This is a genomic window from Mechercharimyces sp. CAU 1602, from assembly GCF_024753565.1.
In the GTDB taxonomy this organism is placed as follows: Bacteria; Bacillota; Bacilli; order Thermoactinomycetales; family JANTPT01; genus Mechercharimyces.
Genome location: NZ_JANTPT010000001.1, coordinates 1,717,115 through 1,732,303, shown reverse-complemented (window position 1 = coordinate 1,732,303; position 15,189 = coordinate 1,717,115). Strand labels below are relative to the sequence as shown.

The 15,189-nt window shown below is 38.6% G+C and carries 17 protein-coding genes and 2 pseudogenes; 10 read left to right on the top strand and 9 right to left on the bottom strand.

What is annotated here, in order from left to right; genetic code table 11:
• Window positions 1-83 precede the first annotated feature (83 nt).
• The 4 genes and pseudogenes from NXZ84_RS08930 to NXZ84_RS08915 form a co-directional block, all read left to right on the top strand.
• Window positions 84-629: a hypothetical protein gene (locus NXZ84_RS08930; RefSeq protein ID WP_258839906.1), complete on the top strand. Its 546-nt coding sequence runs from the start codon at window positions 84-86 to the stop codon at window positions 627-629.
• Window positions 630-1,700: 1,071 nt separating this feature from the next.
• Window positions 1,701-1,883: a hypothetical protein gene (locus tag NXZ84_RS08925; RefSeq protein WP_258839905.1), complete on the top strand. Its 183-nt coding sequence runs from the start codon at window positions 1,701-1,703 to the stop codon at window positions 1,881-1,883.
• 53 nt (window positions 1,884-1,936) lie between these two features.
• On the top strand, window positions 1,937-3,472 hold the full coding sequence (locus NXZ84_RS08920) for a recombinase family protein (RefSeq protein ID WP_258839904.1): 1,536 nt from the start codon (window positions 1,937-1,939) through the stop codon (window positions 3,470-3,472).
• Window positions 3,473-3,498: 26 nt separating this feature from the next.
• Window positions 3,499-3,870 (top strand): annotated as a pseudogene (locus NXZ84_RS08915) (DUF444 family protein); the annotation flags it as partial.
• Between the two features lie 52 nt (window positions 3,871-3,922).
• Here NXZ84_RS08915 and NXZ84_RS08910 read toward each other — a convergent pair.
• Both NXZ84_RS08910 and NXZ84_RS08905 read right to left on the bottom strand, forming a co-directional pair.
• Entirely contained in the window at window positions 3,923-5,470 is a 1,548-nt protein-coding gene (locus tag NXZ84_RS08910) for a recombinase family protein (protein ID WP_258840376.1), read from the bottom strand.
• Between the two features lie 183 nt (window positions 5,471-5,653).
• Window positions 5,654-5,797: pseudogene (locus NXZ84_RS08905) on the bottom strand (helix-turn-helix domain-containing protein); the annotation flags it as partial.
• Window positions 5,798-6,242: 445 nt separating this feature from the next.
• Here NXZ84_RS08905 and NXZ84_RS08900 point away from each other — a divergent pair.
• The 4 genes from NXZ84_RS08900 to NXZ84_RS08885 all read left to right on the top strand — a co-directional run bounded on the left by NXZ84_RS08900 (window position 6,243) and on the right by NXZ84_RS08885 (window position 8,449).
• A complete protein-coding gene (locus tag NXZ84_RS08900; RefSeq protein ID WP_258839903.1) occupies window positions 6,243-6,461 on the top strand; it encodes a hypothetical protein in 219 nt (72 codons plus the stop codon).
• A gap of 437 nt (window positions 6,462-6,898) precedes the next feature.
• Window positions 6,899-7,075, top strand: a complete 177-nt coding sequence (locus tag NXZ84_RS08895; RefSeq protein WP_258839902.1) for a hypothetical protein — start codon at window positions 6,899-6,901, stop codon at window positions 7,073-7,075.
• 173 nt (window positions 7,076-7,248) lie between these two features.
• On the top strand, window positions 7,249-7,848 hold the full coding sequence (locus NXZ84_RS08890; RefSeq protein ID WP_258839901.1) for a hypothetical protein: 600 nt from the start codon (window positions 7,249-7,251) through the stop codon (window positions 7,846-7,848).
• Between the two features lie 73 nt (window positions 7,849-7,921).
• The gene (locus NXZ84_RS08885; protein ID WP_258839900.1) at window positions 7,922-8,449 is read left to right on the top strand and encodes a hypothetical protein; all 528 of its coding nucleotides are present in this window, start codon (window positions 7,922-7,924) and stop codon (window positions 8,447-8,449) included.
• A 316-nt stretch (window positions 8,450-8,765) separates the two neighbouring features.
• Here NXZ84_RS08885 and NXZ84_RS08880 read toward each other — a convergent pair whose 3' ends face one another.
• From NXZ84_RS08880 to NXZ84_RS08865, 4 genes are all read right to left on the bottom strand, one after another.
• Window positions 8,766-9,971 (bottom strand): hypothetical protein, encoded by a 1,206-nt coding sequence (locus NXZ84_RS08880; protein WP_258839899.1) that lies wholly within the window; start codon window positions 9,969-9,971, stop codon window positions 8,766-8,768.
• 531 nt (window positions 9,972-10,502) lie between these two features.
• A complete protein-coding gene (locus NXZ84_RS08875; RefSeq protein WP_258840375.1) occupies window positions 10,503-10,646 on the bottom strand; it encodes an HNH endonuclease in 144 nt (47 codons plus the stop codon).
• A 640-nt stretch (window positions 10,647-11,286) separates the two neighbouring features.
• Window positions 11,287-11,763 (bottom strand): SMI1/KNR4 family protein, encoded by a 477-nt coding sequence (locus tag NXZ84_RS08870; RefSeq protein ID WP_258839898.1) that lies wholly within the window; start codon window positions 11,761-11,763, stop codon window positions 11,287-11,289.
• Window positions 11,764-11,780: 17 nt separating this feature from the next.
• Window positions 11,781-12,140 (bottom strand): HNH endonuclease, encoded by a 360-nt coding sequence (locus tag NXZ84_RS08865; RefSeq protein WP_258840374.1) that lies wholly within the window; start codon window positions 12,138-12,140, stop codon window positions 11,781-11,783.
• A 347-nt stretch (window positions 12,141-12,487) separates the two neighbouring features.
• Between NXZ84_RS08865 and NXZ84_RS08860 the strand changes: the two genes are divergently transcribed.
• Complete coding sequence (locus NXZ84_RS08860) at window positions 12,488-13,840, top strand: IS1182 family transposase (RefSeq protein WP_258839897.1); 1,353 nt, start codon at window positions 12,488-12,490, stop codon at window positions 13,838-13,840.
• 137 nt (window positions 13,841-13,977) lie between these two features.
• On the opposite strand, the gene NXZ84_RS08855 is transcribed toward NXZ84_RS08860, so the two are convergent.
• On the bottom strand, window positions 13,978-14,415 hold the full coding sequence (locus tag NXZ84_RS08855; protein ID WP_258839896.1) for an SMI1/KNR4 family protein: 438 nt from the start codon (window positions 14,413-14,415) through the stop codon (window positions 13,978-13,980).
• An 11-nt stretch (window positions 14,416-14,426) separates the two neighbouring features.
• A complete protein-coding gene (locus NXZ84_RS08850) occupies window positions 14,427-14,594 on the bottom strand; it encodes an HNH endonuclease (RefSeq protein WP_258839895.1) in 168 nt (55 codons plus the stop codon).
• Between NXZ84_RS08850 and NXZ84_RS08845 the strand changes: the two genes are divergently transcribed.
• On the top strand, window positions 14,532-14,849 hold the full coding sequence (locus NXZ84_RS08845) for a hypothetical protein (RefSeq protein ID WP_258840406.1): 318 nt from the start codon (window positions 14,532-14,534) through the stop codon (window positions 14,847-14,849). The two genes, NXZ84_RS08850 and NXZ84_RS08845, sit on opposite strands and share 63 nt — an antisense overlap.
• A 9-nt stretch (window positions 14,850-14,858) precedes the next feature.
• Here NXZ84_RS08845 and NXZ84_RS08840 read toward each other — a convergent pair whose 3' ends face one another.
• On the bottom strand, window positions 14,859-15,176 hold the full coding sequence (locus tag NXZ84_RS08840; RefSeq protein WP_258839894.1) for a hypothetical protein: 318 nt from the start codon (window positions 15,174-15,176) through the stop codon (window positions 14,859-14,861).
• Window positions 15,177-15,189 lie beyond the last annotated feature (13 nt).

Here is a 15,189-nt window from a genome sequence, read left to right as displayed (position 1 = left end):
AGAATCTATTTGATTGATAATCTAATTTATGTTACCTTTTCTATTGAAGGTATAAATAGGTTCAATAGGAGGAATAAGTAACAATGAGAATGGTCAAGTTTATTTTGGTTGCAACTTCTTTTCTTCTTGTTCTCTCTGTAACTCTTTCCCCAATCGCAAATGCTCAAAACAGTAACAAAGACTACGAAGATCGCTTGAAGGAAATGGAAGAAGCGCTTAGGTTTATTAGTGACGAAGCCTCACAACATGATGAAAATGGGAATGTTGTAGATTTAGATTTCAAGAAAATAAGAGAAAAATTCGGTAATGACCCAGCCTTAGACTTATTAGAAAAGGAAATACAACAAAATAACGCTATCTCCGGAATTCCTAACAGAAAAGGTTATCAGGCTGCTTCATGGTGGGGTTGTATGCAATCGTCTTTAATCGACTTTTTCGGGGTTAATGCATTTCAGTCAATGATGAACGCTGGGATAGCTCACTATATTAAAACGAGAGCATTTAAGGAAGCTGCCAAAATTGCTCTGAGATATTTTGTTGGTTCTAGTGTTGCAGGTTTAGCAGCAACATTAACCTACTATAGTGGAAAATGCGCCATCTACGGCATGAAGGAGAAGAAAATTGCTTAAACGTTTACTTTTTATAGTTGCACCGTTAGTATTCATAGTGAGTTTTGTTTTGTACAATCTCATATTTGGTGATAGCATCACTTGGGCCAGCGTTTTATTTGCTACAATCATTTACTATATTTTCATTACTATCCTTTTCATGGTGGTAATGAAAACAAGTAAGAAGGAGTAGTGAAGATAATAGTAGAGTGAGAGAGTGTCTGTAAAATAATACAGACACTTCTTCTCACAGATTTTTTGCACGCTGATCTTGTTTCTACAATTATTTATACATAACCCATCCAACTTCCCCTTGTCACTCAATCAAATCTCTTTCTTGAGATCTTAACTCCCTCTATATCATCAACATCGCTTAAATTGACCGGGAATGTATCATTAGTAGATAAAGCTTACCTAACTATAATTTAAATATTACGAATTATAATATCTTTTATGCTAATTGATCAAAAGGACTCTTTTGATCGAATTTATAGATCGGAAAATTTATCTTGTCCGTAGATATTCATTCAAACATAAAATTTCTTAGATATGCATCCTTTACGAGTCAAATATGGAAAGGAGAATAACCGTGTGTAAAAGCGAGGAGGATTTGAACTTCTTATTACCGATCTCCGACAGCCCAAGGAATATCGATACTGCCGCGAGAAAGGATACACGATATATGCGCAACTTGTTCGGATGAATTGGGTAGTGAACGAAAAGTTAGGACAACATATTTGACGCATCCACGCTCAACTACGAAATAGTAATGCATATTGACGGATTTGACGTTGATCACGAAACCGAAAACAGCGGAAGCTGGCGACCCTGGCAAAACAGGTCGGCATTTATAAACTGAATATTATGACTATATAATGCCAGGAAAACGAAGATCTTGTCGTCATTCGAATTAGCTTTGAAACCCCGGCTTTCGATGAATGGATATATTACTCTGACGGTTTGATCTAAATACGGATGGATACGATCGAATGATCGTGTAAATATAGTGAGTTGAGACTCAGACAGTAGTTATAGGACAAATTGTAAAGTTCGTATACTGTTATAAAGCTAAAGAGGAGGGAACCTTTTAAATTGAAAAAAGAGCCTATTATTATTAAAGAATATTCTGGGGAAAGTGATCTTTTAGAAGCAGTGACCATTTCATTAACACAGTACGTTAACGGACAACTAGGTGAAGATATATTAGTTATAGGGGAGCGAAATAAAGATACTTTACCGATAAAGGGTCTCGATTCTATAACTTTTCCGGACTAACGTAGACTGTATACGTTACATAACTAACTAAATCCCTCAGGGGGGTTTTTCTTTTGTCCACATCAATTCAAAAATCAGTATGTGCAGTTTATGCACGTGTTAGTTTGGATAGACAAGCAGAGTCAGTTGAGCATCAAGTGTCTTTATTAAGAGAATTTGTTAAGTCGCGAGATCTTGGATCGATACCTGACGAGTTGGTTTATCAGGACACAGGGGTATCAGCAACAAAGCATTCACTATGGACTAGACCAGCAATGAAACGGTTACTGAAGGATGCTGAAGAAGGCAAGTTTCAAGTTGTTCTTTTTAAAGGAATAAGCCGATTTGCGAGAAATACACAAGAGGCACTAGACGTGCTTGACCGTCTAAAAGTTAAAGGACTTCGAGTTGTTTCGTATGAAGAGAGTTTCGATAGTGCGAAGGACGATAGTAACTTTCTCTTTACGATTCATTCTGCTGTTGCAGAGTATGAATCAGAAAAAACGGCAATACGTGTTCGGCTTGGTAACAAGGAAAAAGCACGACAAGGTTTTTGGACGGGCATGCCGCCTTTTGGCTATACGTTAGAAAACCGAAAACTGATTAAGGATCAAGAAAAGTCGAGGATTGTAGAGAAAATTTATCAGATGTACACCGAAGAAGGCTTTGGCTCTTTTAAAATCGCGGAGTACTTGAATGAAAATAATCTGCTAAAGGATTCTGGACGTCTTTGGAGCAGGAAGACTGTTGCGGATGTATTAAAGAATGAGGCGTACACAGGGAAGGTTGTCTATAATAAAACTACGCAAAAGCGAGTGCGGGACTACGAAGATGGAACTCAGGGGAAGAAAAAATGGAAACGGATAATTAATGATCCCGATGAGTGGGTTATAGTAAGTGACGCACATGAGGCGATTATTGATAAAGAGACATTTAACCGTGCAAAGGAAATCCGTTCTAAAAGGGTTACACGTGAAGTAGCTCCAAATGCCTATCATCCACTAACCGGTATTCTTTTTTGCAATAAATGCGGTGGACGGATGATGTGCCAAAAACGGTCCCATCTGTCAAAGGAGTACCGCTACTATATATGTCAGACCTATCATATATACGGAAGGGCATACTGTAAACAAGCAAATATAAATGGAGAGGTATTAGAGAAGAAAGTGATAGATGCCTTAACAAAGAGGCTACAGATTGTATTTGAAGAGCTGAAAAGCCAAGACTACATTAGTCGTAAACCATCGAAAGTAAAGGGTACTGAGAAGGAGGTTAAAGAGTTGGATCTTCGGATTGATAAGTTAAATAAAGATCATGCAGACCTTTACTTTGAGAGAGAAAATATGAACCAAGAACAGTACCGTTATCTTACAAAACGAATTAAAAGCGAGATGGATAAATTAATCGACCAAAAGAAGCACCTTGAAGTGAGCTTATCCAAGGCAAGAGATGATGATTCTCGGAGCGATGAATTGATAGAGAGGATCGACGAGTATTTTAAAATGAACATAACCGATAAGAAGCAATTACGAACCTATCTTCATCTCTTTATCGAGAAGGTTGTATCTGATAACAATGAAATAGAGATATACTATAATGTGAGTATATAGCTGGTTTCTTCGTAGTTAGTTACGGAACTCATGGAAGTATGGGGGTATATGAAAAATATATCGCCCGCAGTTTCTTTTTTTGGATGGTGCGTTTTTTGCGCACGAAGTATGAGAAAGTGGAAATCGCTTTTATTGCTCATCACACGGAGGCAAAAGAAGTAAGTGAAGAGGATTTTTTCACTAAAGGAGAGAGTGGCGGTACTATTTGCTCCTCTGCATACAGACTGGCTTTAGAATTAATTCACCAACGCTATTCTCCGTCACGATACAATATCTATCCCTTTCATTTTTCTGACGGTGACAACCTCACCTCAGATAATGAAAAATGCGTAGAACTAGTTACAGAAATCATGAAATTATCTAATCTTTTTGGATACGGTGAAGTGAACCAGTATAGTTAACCAAGATATAACCGATAGTGGAAGCAAATATTATATGGGTGAGGAGACTTTACTTGATCCTCAAGTGTAACTTTATTTCAAACTGACCTTGGTTTGTCCAGCTAGGGTCACGAAAATACGTTACTTTTTCCAGAACCGTCTTTAAGAGGCGGTTTTTTTCTCTGATTTCTTCGGTTTGACGATAAGCGTCAAGTACGCTTTTTAATCTTGGAATTACTTCTCTCTTTTGTTTTTGGTGTATTTTTTCCTCTTCGATTTCTTGTTCTATTTGATCAAGTTGATCTTCGATCTTTTTTATACGCCTGCTCAATACCTGGTTTCTTTCCTTGAAAGTATCAACATCGTAGATTCCCTTTTCCAAAAAGTCGTGTAGCTTGTTTCTCTGCTCTTTTGTTTCTTTTAGCTCTGAATTGTATTTCTTTATGGCTTGTTCTTTGATGTTGATAGTATTTTCGTAATGATTGTTGTCAGTGTCATCTTTTAGCTCATATTGATTAGTAGTTTGTTTCAGAGCATCAATTATTGTCTCTTCTACTAGATCAAAGGTTGTTCCTTTTTGCTTTCCTTTGCAGCCTGGATAGGTACACCTCAGTGATGCGTTGGGACGGTTCTTTCTTGGAAACCGTCGTATTGCACGATTACACAGTTTACAAACCAAGACCCCTGCTAATGGGTTGCTAAGCTCGCTGGATTCTTTTGTAGGGGGTCGCCATCGACCGGAGTAAGATTCATTTGCGCGTTTGAAGAACTCCTCAGGTATTAAAGGTTCATGAGCGTTCTCGCTAATTTTCCATTGTTCACGAGGGAGCCGTTCTTGTTGGTATTTCCCGCCTCGCTTCGTATACTTTGTCTTTTGCCAGACGATATTGCCGATATATGCTTCGTTCTTAATCATTGAAGAAATTGTCGAGGGGCACCATAGACCTTCTCCCATGGGAGGTACTACCCCCATAGAATCGAGTTCTTGTGCAATCTGCTGTCTGCCAGCTCCTTCGATGACCCGATTAAAAATATGCTTTATTACCCAAGCAGTTTTGGGGTCGGGGTATAACTTTAAGTTTTCATCCCTTAAATAGCCGTATGGGGGCTTTTTTGATATTGATTTACCCTCTTTAGCAGAAGCATGGCGACCCCGTTGCATCCGCTTCGTTATGCTTTTTAATTCCTCCCTTCCCAAAATAGATTTCACACCAAATAGGAGTTCTGCTCCATCTGTACTGGGGTCGATAACTTCAGTGGGAGTAATGATTAGAGTATCGCTATATTGGAAAGCACGATAGATCGAGCCCATATCAAACATGTCTCCTCGACCTAAGCGGTCTAGATCCATGACTAAGACAGCATCACAGTGCCCTTGCTCCACTAGCTTTAGCACCCGTTGTATTTGAGGTCTATCAATAAGGTATTCTCCCGATACTACTTCTTCATATATATCAATGATATTGTGTTCTTCATTCTTAGCGAGATCAAGGAGTTGGCTTCTGTGACGTTCTAAGACATCATAGGTATAACCTTCAGACAGTGCTTTTTTTTCTTCTTCGATGTCGCTTCGGCTTTTTCGTAGATATATATAACAATCTAACGAAGTAGGTCTCATGTTAAACACCTTTCCTAAGACTTGTTTTTATTTTGAGTGTCCACTCGCTGAGCTATTATGTCGAATAGCTCTTTGACAGGTTTGAGGTGTTCTTCTGTGAGAGGAACACCATCTCATAGAGGGTTTCCATTTATAAAAATCTCTTTAAGATCATTTTGAGTTTTCTGATGGTCAGTTAGATCATCAGCAGTGCAGAGTAAATAATCTGTGGTTACGTGTTGCTGTTGCTAATTTTGTAATATCATCATGATCAGGGTATGTGTAGCCTCTTTCCCAATTAGATATTACTTGTCCCGAAACGCCTATTTTATCTCCAAGGGCTTTTTGACTCCACTTTTTTCAAGCGCTGGTCTCTAATTTTGTTTTCTATGCTCATGAGTAATTCCCCTTATTTATCAATTAACGCTACTAGTTAGTGGATTATAACCAACGGGATTACTTAATAAATTTATTTGCGAATTCACTAAAATATGGAGAGAGTGCGAAAAGTCAAGAGGGTAACTTAATGCAAATTTTCATTAAGGCTGGGGTACAAGACTATTCAGGTATATTGACATATAAAGAATGGAAGTGTCCGAAGAGGGAGAACGCTTAGCAACTTTAGCATCTGAGTTATGGTATCACCACATATTTTTTGATGGCATATTAAGGGAATCCGTTATAAGAGGGGAGAGAGAAACAAACGGGAATCAGGATGCCTGTACAAAAGGAAGTCCCGCATAAGATGTATTAAGAGCATTCTTATACAAGAAAGCAGGGTGAATTATTGGAGATGGAAAGCAAAACGTATACGTACAAAAATGCAATTGTAACCATCTACTCGCCCCTAGCTAATATGTCTGAAGAAGAAAAGAAAATGTGGTACAGCGAACAATGGGAGAATGGGAATCCACTCATGTATGAGATTGCAGATGCAATACGGGCTTGTGAAAAGAGTATTATCAGAAGTCAGACGGAGCGGGAACAGATGAGGAACAGTAAATCAATTTAGCCAGGCTTCGGCTTGGCACAATGGACGAGCTTAGGAAGGGGATGGGCAAGCTTAAGTGATTGAGAGTCAGTTGGTTCCTGTATACGAAAGTGAGGATTGATAATCACGAGGGGATTGTATTAATTTCCAGATATTCGCTGTGATCTCTCAACATGGATCAAATCATGAGTTGAAGAGCAGGTTTTAACGGGGACATCATAACGCTACCCAAAACGGGGGAACGTTATAACGTCGTAAAGCAGGAGTACTACCTCAAACTGGATATGGCAAAAGAACTGGAATGTTGAAAACAACGAACGGGATAGAAAAGCACTGCTCTACTTCATCGGCGTAGAGAATCGATACAAAGTACCAACTGCAATTTAACATACCTTACGATCTGGAAAGTAATTATACAGATGGAAGAATAGCTCCCGTCTTGCACCCCCAGTTATGAAGTGAGGACAAGCCCTGGTTATCGTGAGTATGTTCGACCAGAGCAGTATGGGATCAGGCCATCAGAGGAGAGGGAACGGCTGGATTGGATGGATAAGGAGGTAAAGAGCATCGAGAGGGCATTGAGTGTGTTGGACATTGGTACTGGAGGAAGGGTATATGGAGAACAAGTTGGATAAGGAAGTGCAGGAAAGATTCTAACATATGAGTTCTACTTTTATATCTTATTTCATTTCCCTAGTATTATAAATAATTCAATGAGACTGAAATCTAAAAAGAGTGTTTACTACCTTCCAAATAACATGTTACCATTCCAATTGTGCTAAATAATCCTTTGGGGGGAAATGGGTTAATGAAAAGGTTAATCTCAGTACTATCTTTTATGCTATTTTTAGTGTTTGCGGGGATAGCACCTACATATGCAGCGGAAAGTGAACCTAAAGAAGCTTCATTCAAGAAACTAACTTATGAAGAGGCTGTTAGCCGGGTTAGCAATTTTACTGGTCTAAGTAAATCAGAGGTAGAAGAAATTTATTTTAAAGAGGATAAAGAGGACAAGTCTCTTGCTCTAATGGCTGCTTCTGCTGCTTGTTCGTATGGGGAATATTCAACAAAGGAAGATGTTGCTTGGAATTTCAAACCTACATTTGCGGTTATTGTTAAGAAATGTAGTAGTGGTAGTTTTGGATGGTTAGAAGATATTAAGTTTGCAGAATTTTTAAGTACGAATTCAAAAGGGTTTACTGGAACTATAAAAGCATGGGTTGATGATGACAAGGCGATGATTGAATATGTTATAAATGGTGATTTTTATGACGAGGCTACTACTACTCTCACTAGTTCAGGAGGAGTAAATACTCCTGTGTTTAATGCATCGTTTTCTTCAAGTACGAGTAGTAACCACTATGCGGACTACTATAGTGGTTTGAGTTACATTGAAGTTGTACGCTAAATAGCAGGAGTCAGATTAATGAGGGCTTGTTAATAACCCTCATTAATCTAATATTAAAAAGAAGGTGCGGTAAATGTTGAAGTTGTATCTATATAAACGACTTTTAATTCCGTTTATCACGGCTTGTACTTTATTGTTTGCAGTTGGTTGTGGGAGCAGTATTAGTAGTAATGATGGTCAGGAAATGTTATCACAAAAATTAACCATAAGCGTTGTTGGAGAGAGCCCTAGTGTAGTTGAGGAGAATGTAGAATTTAAGGAGACTACATTAAATGGTGTGAACCCTAAAGACGAAGTGGATGCATTATTTATTATGTCTGAACATCTGAAGGAAGCTTCAGATGGGAGATATGCAAGATTATATAATGAGCTTTCTTATCCTGTATTTTGGATTGATTCAAAAAAACCCTATTATGCTTTTACAGAGGAATCATTAACATACGAAGATGCCCCAGGGGAATTTGAGAACTATGCATATGGGTATCAATATGTAGGTCCAGAAGAAGTTAAGGTATGGGCTACAGGATTAGCGGAAAATGAGGATGCTCAGGCTGCATATAGTAGAATTTTCAAATATATTATTAGCGAAAAAAGTAAATGAAATGAATTCACACTGTAAAAGGTTACTTATTGAAATAGGTCTTTCTTACAGTGTGTTTTTTATTCGTTCCACTTTTTTGATCTTGCAGATGACTATGTGGCGCGAGCTGATGGAGTGAATAGTAAGTGCGTTGGAAACGGAAGTGAAGGAACGGTTAATACAGGGCGAGTCGACGTACAGGAGCATTAAGAGGTAAGCGATGAAGAAGATAACGGAGATGCTGATGTTGAATAAAGGGATTAAGGACTGGATAAATATCAGTCCTTAGCTGTGAGAGGTGAATAGAGTGGGGGAATTACAATATGCTTTCAATAGGTCATCGAAATATCCCTTTTAGTTGATAGTTAAGGCAATATGTTTTCAATAGGTTATCGAAAATATCTCTTCTAGTTGAGTTCGTTGTATTAAGGAAATTAACATTATTGTACCAGCTGATAAGATCTCTTTTTTGTTCTTCTGTTAATGTATTTCCCTTTAAGTGCACAAAAAGTCCTACCAGAAAACTAATATATTCAATGCGATTAGGTTCTTCTAGTTGATTATCTTGAATAAAATCTAAAGCTGTATCCAGGGCAGATAGTGTTAATTCGAAGGCCTCTTCTAACTCAGCAATGCTCAGTTTACATATTTTTTCCACTTTTACATCAGAGACTATTGGACTCATATTTAAACTGTGCGGCTTGTTTAAAATAAATTCATAAGCTGAGTTAAGTGATGAGGCTGGATAAGATACTTCGGTCGTCTTTCGTGCAAAAACTTCAAACCCTCTTTCTTGTATTTTGTTAATAAACTTATCTACATAATCTACATAAATATCTACGCCATCTGCTTTCAATTTAGCAAATTTCATTTGAATTATTGGGACTCTAGTGCCCGCTAAATTAAGAACATTAAACCAATTAATTTGCTCTTTTTTTGTTAGATTCTCTGCAGTGTGGATGGTGTAACTATACTTCTGGAATTTACTTCTGATCGCTACCAGCAGGTCATATACATCATCCCTTCTAAGGAGCTTCACTTTGTTTTTGTAATCTCTAAATACATCTACGTTTCTATTAAGAAGTTTTCCAACAGGAACCTGATGGCTCTTAAATTCGCCGATTACAATAACGAATTTTCCTTTTACTAAATCTAAAGCAATACTTCTGAATTGGTCATGGTCTATAAAGGCTTTGTAGTTACAAGTTAGACGTTGTTGTCCATCAATTGTAGAGAGTTTACCACTTAGCTTTTCGTTAGAAATAGGATCCCTATGTATAAATGAAACCTGTGGTGTAGCTATATCTATATGCTTTATTTCATTGAAAGAAATAGGAGAAACAGGAGCCTTTCCTAAAAGTTGAAAGTCCAATAATTCGACACATCTTTCTAGATTCCATCTAACTGAAGTTTGGAAAACCGGCAATACAATTTCCCCATTGGAAATTCTGTGGCATAAATCAACTATAGTAGAAGTAGATGATTTGGTAGTTGGGTTGAATTCGGACATCATTTTCAAATTCCTATTAATTGAGACTGACACTAATCATTCCCCCTTTTCAGCAAGTTCAGTATATATGGCAGCACTACTTTATGTCAACAATAACCTGAAAAATAGCTAATTTACATATAGCAGCCATATTAAATTACTCTGTAACATCATTAGCATTAGGAGTAAAAGGGTATTCGGTTTGATCGATTGTTGATCGCCGTCTGACGGTTATTTGTCTAGTAAGGTAGTGTGATTTTATGCTGCTAGTGGCGGCTGGAGCTATTGTTAATAAAGGTTGAGCCCTTGTTTCTCCGCTGACGTTCAATTGATTCTTGTATAGCGGGTTATGGGGTCATACATAGCATACATAGTTATACTCGTCTTCTTCATGATACCAGTATACGATTTAAGGATATCTAGGTATTTGGTCTTGGAATAGCACGATGATATTTCTTCAAATAGGGGACGAAATCTGCAGGGAAATTGATCCCTAGCTGCTTTTCTAATTAGGAATTTAATAGATCATCTACTTCATCTTTACATTTGTCGAATGTAAGTCATGCGCTTTCAAGTACACACCTCTTATCTGTATTTTTGACCCCCGCCCCATATTGCACGTCCACCAGTAGTATGCTTAGTGGGACCATGTGTTTCTGATGGGACTAATTCAATTTTACCGAGTTCTTGATGATGATGGTTAAAAACGTTGGAATGTAGCGTATTTATATTTACCGTTTGTGGTCACTTTGGTATGTCCTGCTATATTCCATTTACCCATTATTCTTCCTATGTAAGTATACTGTAACTGAGGACGTTTTGTGTTCCGAGTTATACGCATAAAGTGCGATTCTGATTTTGCCCAGGTAGGCAGTAGCGAATCCAACTGTACCTGCTGATTTATTTACAGATAAGGTACTACTCTTCAACCTCTTTGCATATCCTGGACTGCTGATGGGCAAATCATTGTTTTACATCCACGAACATCTATTTTCTTCCTAAAGTAAGAATAAACAGTAGTGACCATCTTTTACTCTCTGGACTTCATCTTAGGATACTTCCTTACAATACCCCAAAGCAAATTCCTATCTGCTGTACAATTGAAGTACCCCCACTTAGCGTACTCTAGGTCGTGGTTCATGCATAGAGAATCTAAGGTGTCAATTGGTTTAGGGCTGTTCTTCTTCTTTCCTCCGTGTTTTGGACCTCACCATTTCCATATATTCCTCTAGGACCTCTATTTTTTACTCTTATCCCCACAAGGCATTCCACTAATATGAAGACATTCCACCCTCATACTTACATAAAAGAGGATGGGTATCATAAAAAGCCGGGCAAGGCTTGCACCGGCTTTTTACTTCTCGTATTATCATTTATCATCAGCAAATACATAAAGCATATTAAGAAACTGAGTGAAATTATCAGCTACAAACTTCACTGCATCTTCCTGTTCTTCTTCGTAGCTATATTCCCAGTCCACAAATACTATTTTAGGTTTCTCTGAGTTCCTGAAGTCAAAACAGTACCACTTGTTTTGAGCATCCTCTCCAAACGGAATTAATTCCATTGGAAATTCATCGCATCTATCAACAAATATACTATATTCACTTTCGATGGAACTATACTCATCTACTTCGATATTCATTGGTAAAGAAACATAAAGCAACCTATAAAAGCCATGTTCCTCTCCTTTAATATCGATAGATATATCACCCTCTGGACTAACTCCTTGATATATCTTAATCCACTCTACAAAATCAGGGGGAAACTGCACCTCCAATTTATTTTCTAATGATTCAATGTCCCTATCCGATATTTGATATTCAGAAGGCTGCCAGCTTACCATGTCAACTCCTCCTTAGTTTACTCCTTCCCCCACAGTGCGTGACCACCTGTGTGAGGAATGCCATCCTTGTGCTTTTCATATGGAACTAGTTGCATTCTACCTATTTCTTGATGGTGATGCCAAGTATATCCCGGAATCTTAACTGATCCACTTTTAATTGCTGCCTCAATAGACTCCCTTTTTTCTTCTGGAATATCACGATAGAAATCCTGTTTTAACTGCGGATTGTTTTCTAACTCTTCTCGCAGTATACGAGTTGACTGCCTCAATTGAGATTTATTACTTCCTACAATTTTATCTTGAGGGAGATATACCTCGGCTTTTGTCCATTTCGAAAAGTCAGGGAATCCATTCCCATCAAAAGGACCTCTCTCAATTTCCCCTCCTGCATATTTGCTACTCTGTATTTTTATTTGATCGCTATTGTCGAGAAAACCGTGCTAATTATGGTAGTGTGATCATATGCCGTTAGTCGTGATTGGGAGGCTATATATTGATAAAGGACACAACTCTGTTTCTCGAGGGTAGGGGAAACGGAGTTTAATTTTATACACCTCATTAATTTAGTTGGATTGAAAAGGTATTGGAGTAAAAAAATCCGGACAGAAATACTGTCCGGACAGACTGTCGAGAAAGTCTCGACAGTCTGTTTTTTTACCCCTTTCATGTTTATTCCAAGTGAAATAGTATAGAGATATACATAGAAGAAGAGAGGAAGAATCGGATGCTACGTTCAACGAATCACACTCAGTCTGAGATGGAATTTGTTTGCATAGAGGAGCTTGTTCCCCAGGATCATCTTCTCCGCAAGATCGACCAATATATCGATTTTTCATTTATCACGGAGAAGGTTCGCCCTCTTTATTGTGAAAATAATGGCCGCCCCTCCATCGATCCTATCGTTCTATTCAAAATGATGTTCATCGGTTATCTCTATGGCATTCGTTCGGAGAGACAATTGGAACGAGAGGTTCGTGTAAATGTAGCTTATCGTTGGTTTTTAGGATTACATTTGACGGATCCGGTTCCTGATCATTCCACGATCAGCTGGAATCGTCGAACTCGCTTTAAAGGAACCTCCATTTTCCAAGAAATCTTTGATGAGATTGTCCTGCAAGCCATGAATCACCGCATGGTGGGTGGACGGGTGTTGATGACGGATTCGACCCACCTAAAAGCCAACGCGAACAAACGAAAGTTTAAAAAAGAGAGGGTAAAAGGACAGACTCGTGCCTACCTAGAAGAACTAAATCAGGCCATCGAAGAGGATCGGAAGGATCACGGAAAAAAGCCATTAAAAGAAAAGGAGGAGGTGAGGGAGACAAAGGAAGTGAAGGTGAGTTCGACAGATCCTGAGAGTGGCTATATGTATCGAGAAGGGAAACCTGAAGGGTTTTTCTATCTCGATCATCGCACGACAGATATCAAATACAACATCATTACCGATGTCCATGTGACGGCAGGAAATGTGCATGATTCTATCCCCTACCTCGAGCGGTTAGACCGTCAAAAACAACGATTTCAATTTGAGGTTGAAGCAGTAGCTTTAGATGCAGGCTATCTTACCAATCCCATTTGTAAAGGATTGAGTGATCGGAATATCTTTGGAGTCATCGGACATCGTCGGTATTCACCCACTAAAGGACTCATGCCCAAATGGAAATTTCAATATGATGAAACGAACGATACGTATTTGTGTCCAAATAGACAGACACTCGCGTATAGTACAACCGATCGTCAAGGGTACCGTCAATACAAATCGGATCCAAAGAATTGTTCCACGTGTTCTCTACTCACATCGTGTACACGTTCAAGGAACCAGCAAAAGGTCCTGACGCGCCACGTATGGGAAGAGCATAAAGAAAAGGTGCGAACGAATCGGCTTTCATCCGAGGGCAAGCTCCTTTACAAAAAAAGAAAAGAGACTATTGAGCGAAGCTTTGCAGATGGAAAAGAACTGCATGGGCTTCGCTATTGCCGGTTGCGAGGACGGGAAAATGTCGAGGAGCAGGCGCTGATGACAGCGACTGCGCAGAACATCAAGAAGATTGCCAACCACCTAGCTCGTATGAACTAGGTGGTTGGGAGAACTTTTTGATTTGAATAGACGATATAGATAATGCCTTTTCATCTATATAAAGTGAAAGAGTGTGGAGAAAATGATCGGTTTCTCCACACTCTGTCCGGACAGAAATACTGTCCGGATTTATTATCTTATTCATGAAGCTTTTTCAGAAGATCTTCAAAAGTATTGCATACATAGTTATATTCGTCTTCTTCATGATACCAGTATACAATATGGGGAGATCTATTATCCTTACTAAAATCAAAACATAATAGATTTCCACCCGCATCTTTAGCAAACGGCACGACTCCATCTTGAAATTCGAGATTATTTATCATATCTAATGATAATCTTGGGAAGCTTTCATAACGTTTTGGATCGAGGTTAAGTATTAATCCAAAATATCCATTGTAATTATCATCCCCGAATTTAAAGGTATTTGGTCTTGGAATAGCACCATGATATTTCTTCAAATAGGGGACGAAATCTGCTGGGAAATTGATCCCTAGCTGCTTTTCGACTTGGGTAATTAATAGATCATCTACTTCATCTTTCACATTTGTCCAATGTAAGTCATGCGCTTCCATATACTCACCTCTTATCTGTATTTTTGACCCCCGCCCCATATTGCACGCCCACCAGTATGTTTAGTGGGACCATGTGTTTCTGATGGGACTAATCCAATTTTACCGAGTTCTTGATGATGATGGTTAAAAACGTTGATATCACCCTTCTTAACTGGAGTACTTTTTCTAACCAAGTACATCTCATCTTCGTTTATTCAACTGGTACACCTCCTTACAACCGATTTGATATACAAGGATATTGTACCAGCCGATCGTGCTGGGAGCGATATATGAAGAATCGATTGGAGGATAAGGAAATGCAGGCGAGGTTGATGTGGAGTGAGGTACGTATAAGGAGGATTAAGAAGGAGGCGATGTGGAAGATGGCGGAGATGTTGGGAATGGATTTAGACAGTAAATTTAAAGGCTGTTACTCATTTGAGAACAGCCTTTGAAAAGTTGAGTTAGGGTTGCCAATCGAAAATTGCACCTAATATATATAATAACGGAACGTATAAGAAGATTGAGAAGGACATAATGATGTTCCCTATTAGCCCAAAAGCAGAAAAACGCTCTTGTTTTGAAATCCCGATGAGACTGAAGATCACGCCTATAGGATTTATTACCCAAGTAAACATCCAAAGCGGGATACCTTGATCAACTCCATAATTAAGTGCCGGAATAACCATCATTAGCAAGTACAGGATTATGCTAATGCCAATGGCAAGAAGTGAAAATAAACTATTCTTGCCTATCACTTTTTTATCTTGTACATCTCTCATGATACACCTCTCG

What these genes read in the sequence shown, in the direction of transcription:
- NXZ84_RS08930 (WP_258839906.1), top strand. Translation starts at nt 84, where the DNA reads ATGAGAATGGTCAAGTTTATTTTGGTTGCAACTTCTTTTCTTCTTGTT.
- NXZ84_RS08910 (WP_258840376.1), bottom strand. Translation starts at nt 5,470, where the DNA reads ATGAGACCTACTTCGTTAGATTGTTATATATATCTACGAAAAAGCCGA.
- NXZ84_RS08900 (WP_258839903.1), top strand. Translation starts at nt 6,243, where the DNA reads ATGGAAAGCAAAACGTATACGTACAAAAATGCAATTGTAACCATCTAC.
- NXZ84_RS08890 (WP_258839901.1), top strand. Translation starts at nt 7,249, where the DNA reads ATGAAAAGGTTAATCTCAGTACTATCTTTTATGCTATTTTTAGTGTTT.
- NXZ84_RS08885 (WP_258839900.1), top strand. Translation starts at nt 7,922, where the DNA reads ATGTTGAAGTTGTATCTATATAAACGACTTTTAATTCCGTTTATCACG.
- NXZ84_RS08870 (WP_258839898.1), bottom strand. Translation starts at nt 11,763, where the DNA reads ATGGTAAGCTGGCAGCCTTCTGAATATCAAATATCGGATAGGGACATT.
- NXZ84_RS08860 (WP_258839897.1), top strand. Translation starts at nt 12,488, where the DNA reads ATGCTACGTTCAACGAATCACACTCAGTCTGAGATGGAATTTGTTTGC.
- NXZ84_RS08855 (WP_258839896.1), bottom strand. Translation starts at nt 14,415, where the DNA reads ATGGAAGCGCATGACTTACATTGGACAAATGTGAAAGATGAAGTAGAT.
- NXZ84_RS08845 (WP_258840406.1), top strand. Translation starts at nt 14,532, where the DNA reads ATGATGGTTAAAAACGTTGATATCACCCTTCTTAACTGGAGTACTTTT.
- NXZ84_RS08850 (WP_258839895.1), bottom strand. Translation starts at nt 14,594, where the DNA reads ATGTACTTGGTTAGAAAAAGTACTCCAGTTAAGAAGGGTGATATCAAC.
- NXZ84_RS08840 (WP_258839894.1), bottom strand. Translation starts at nt 15,176, where the DNA reads ATGAGAGATGTACAAGATAAAAAAGTGATAGGCAAGAATAGTTTATTT.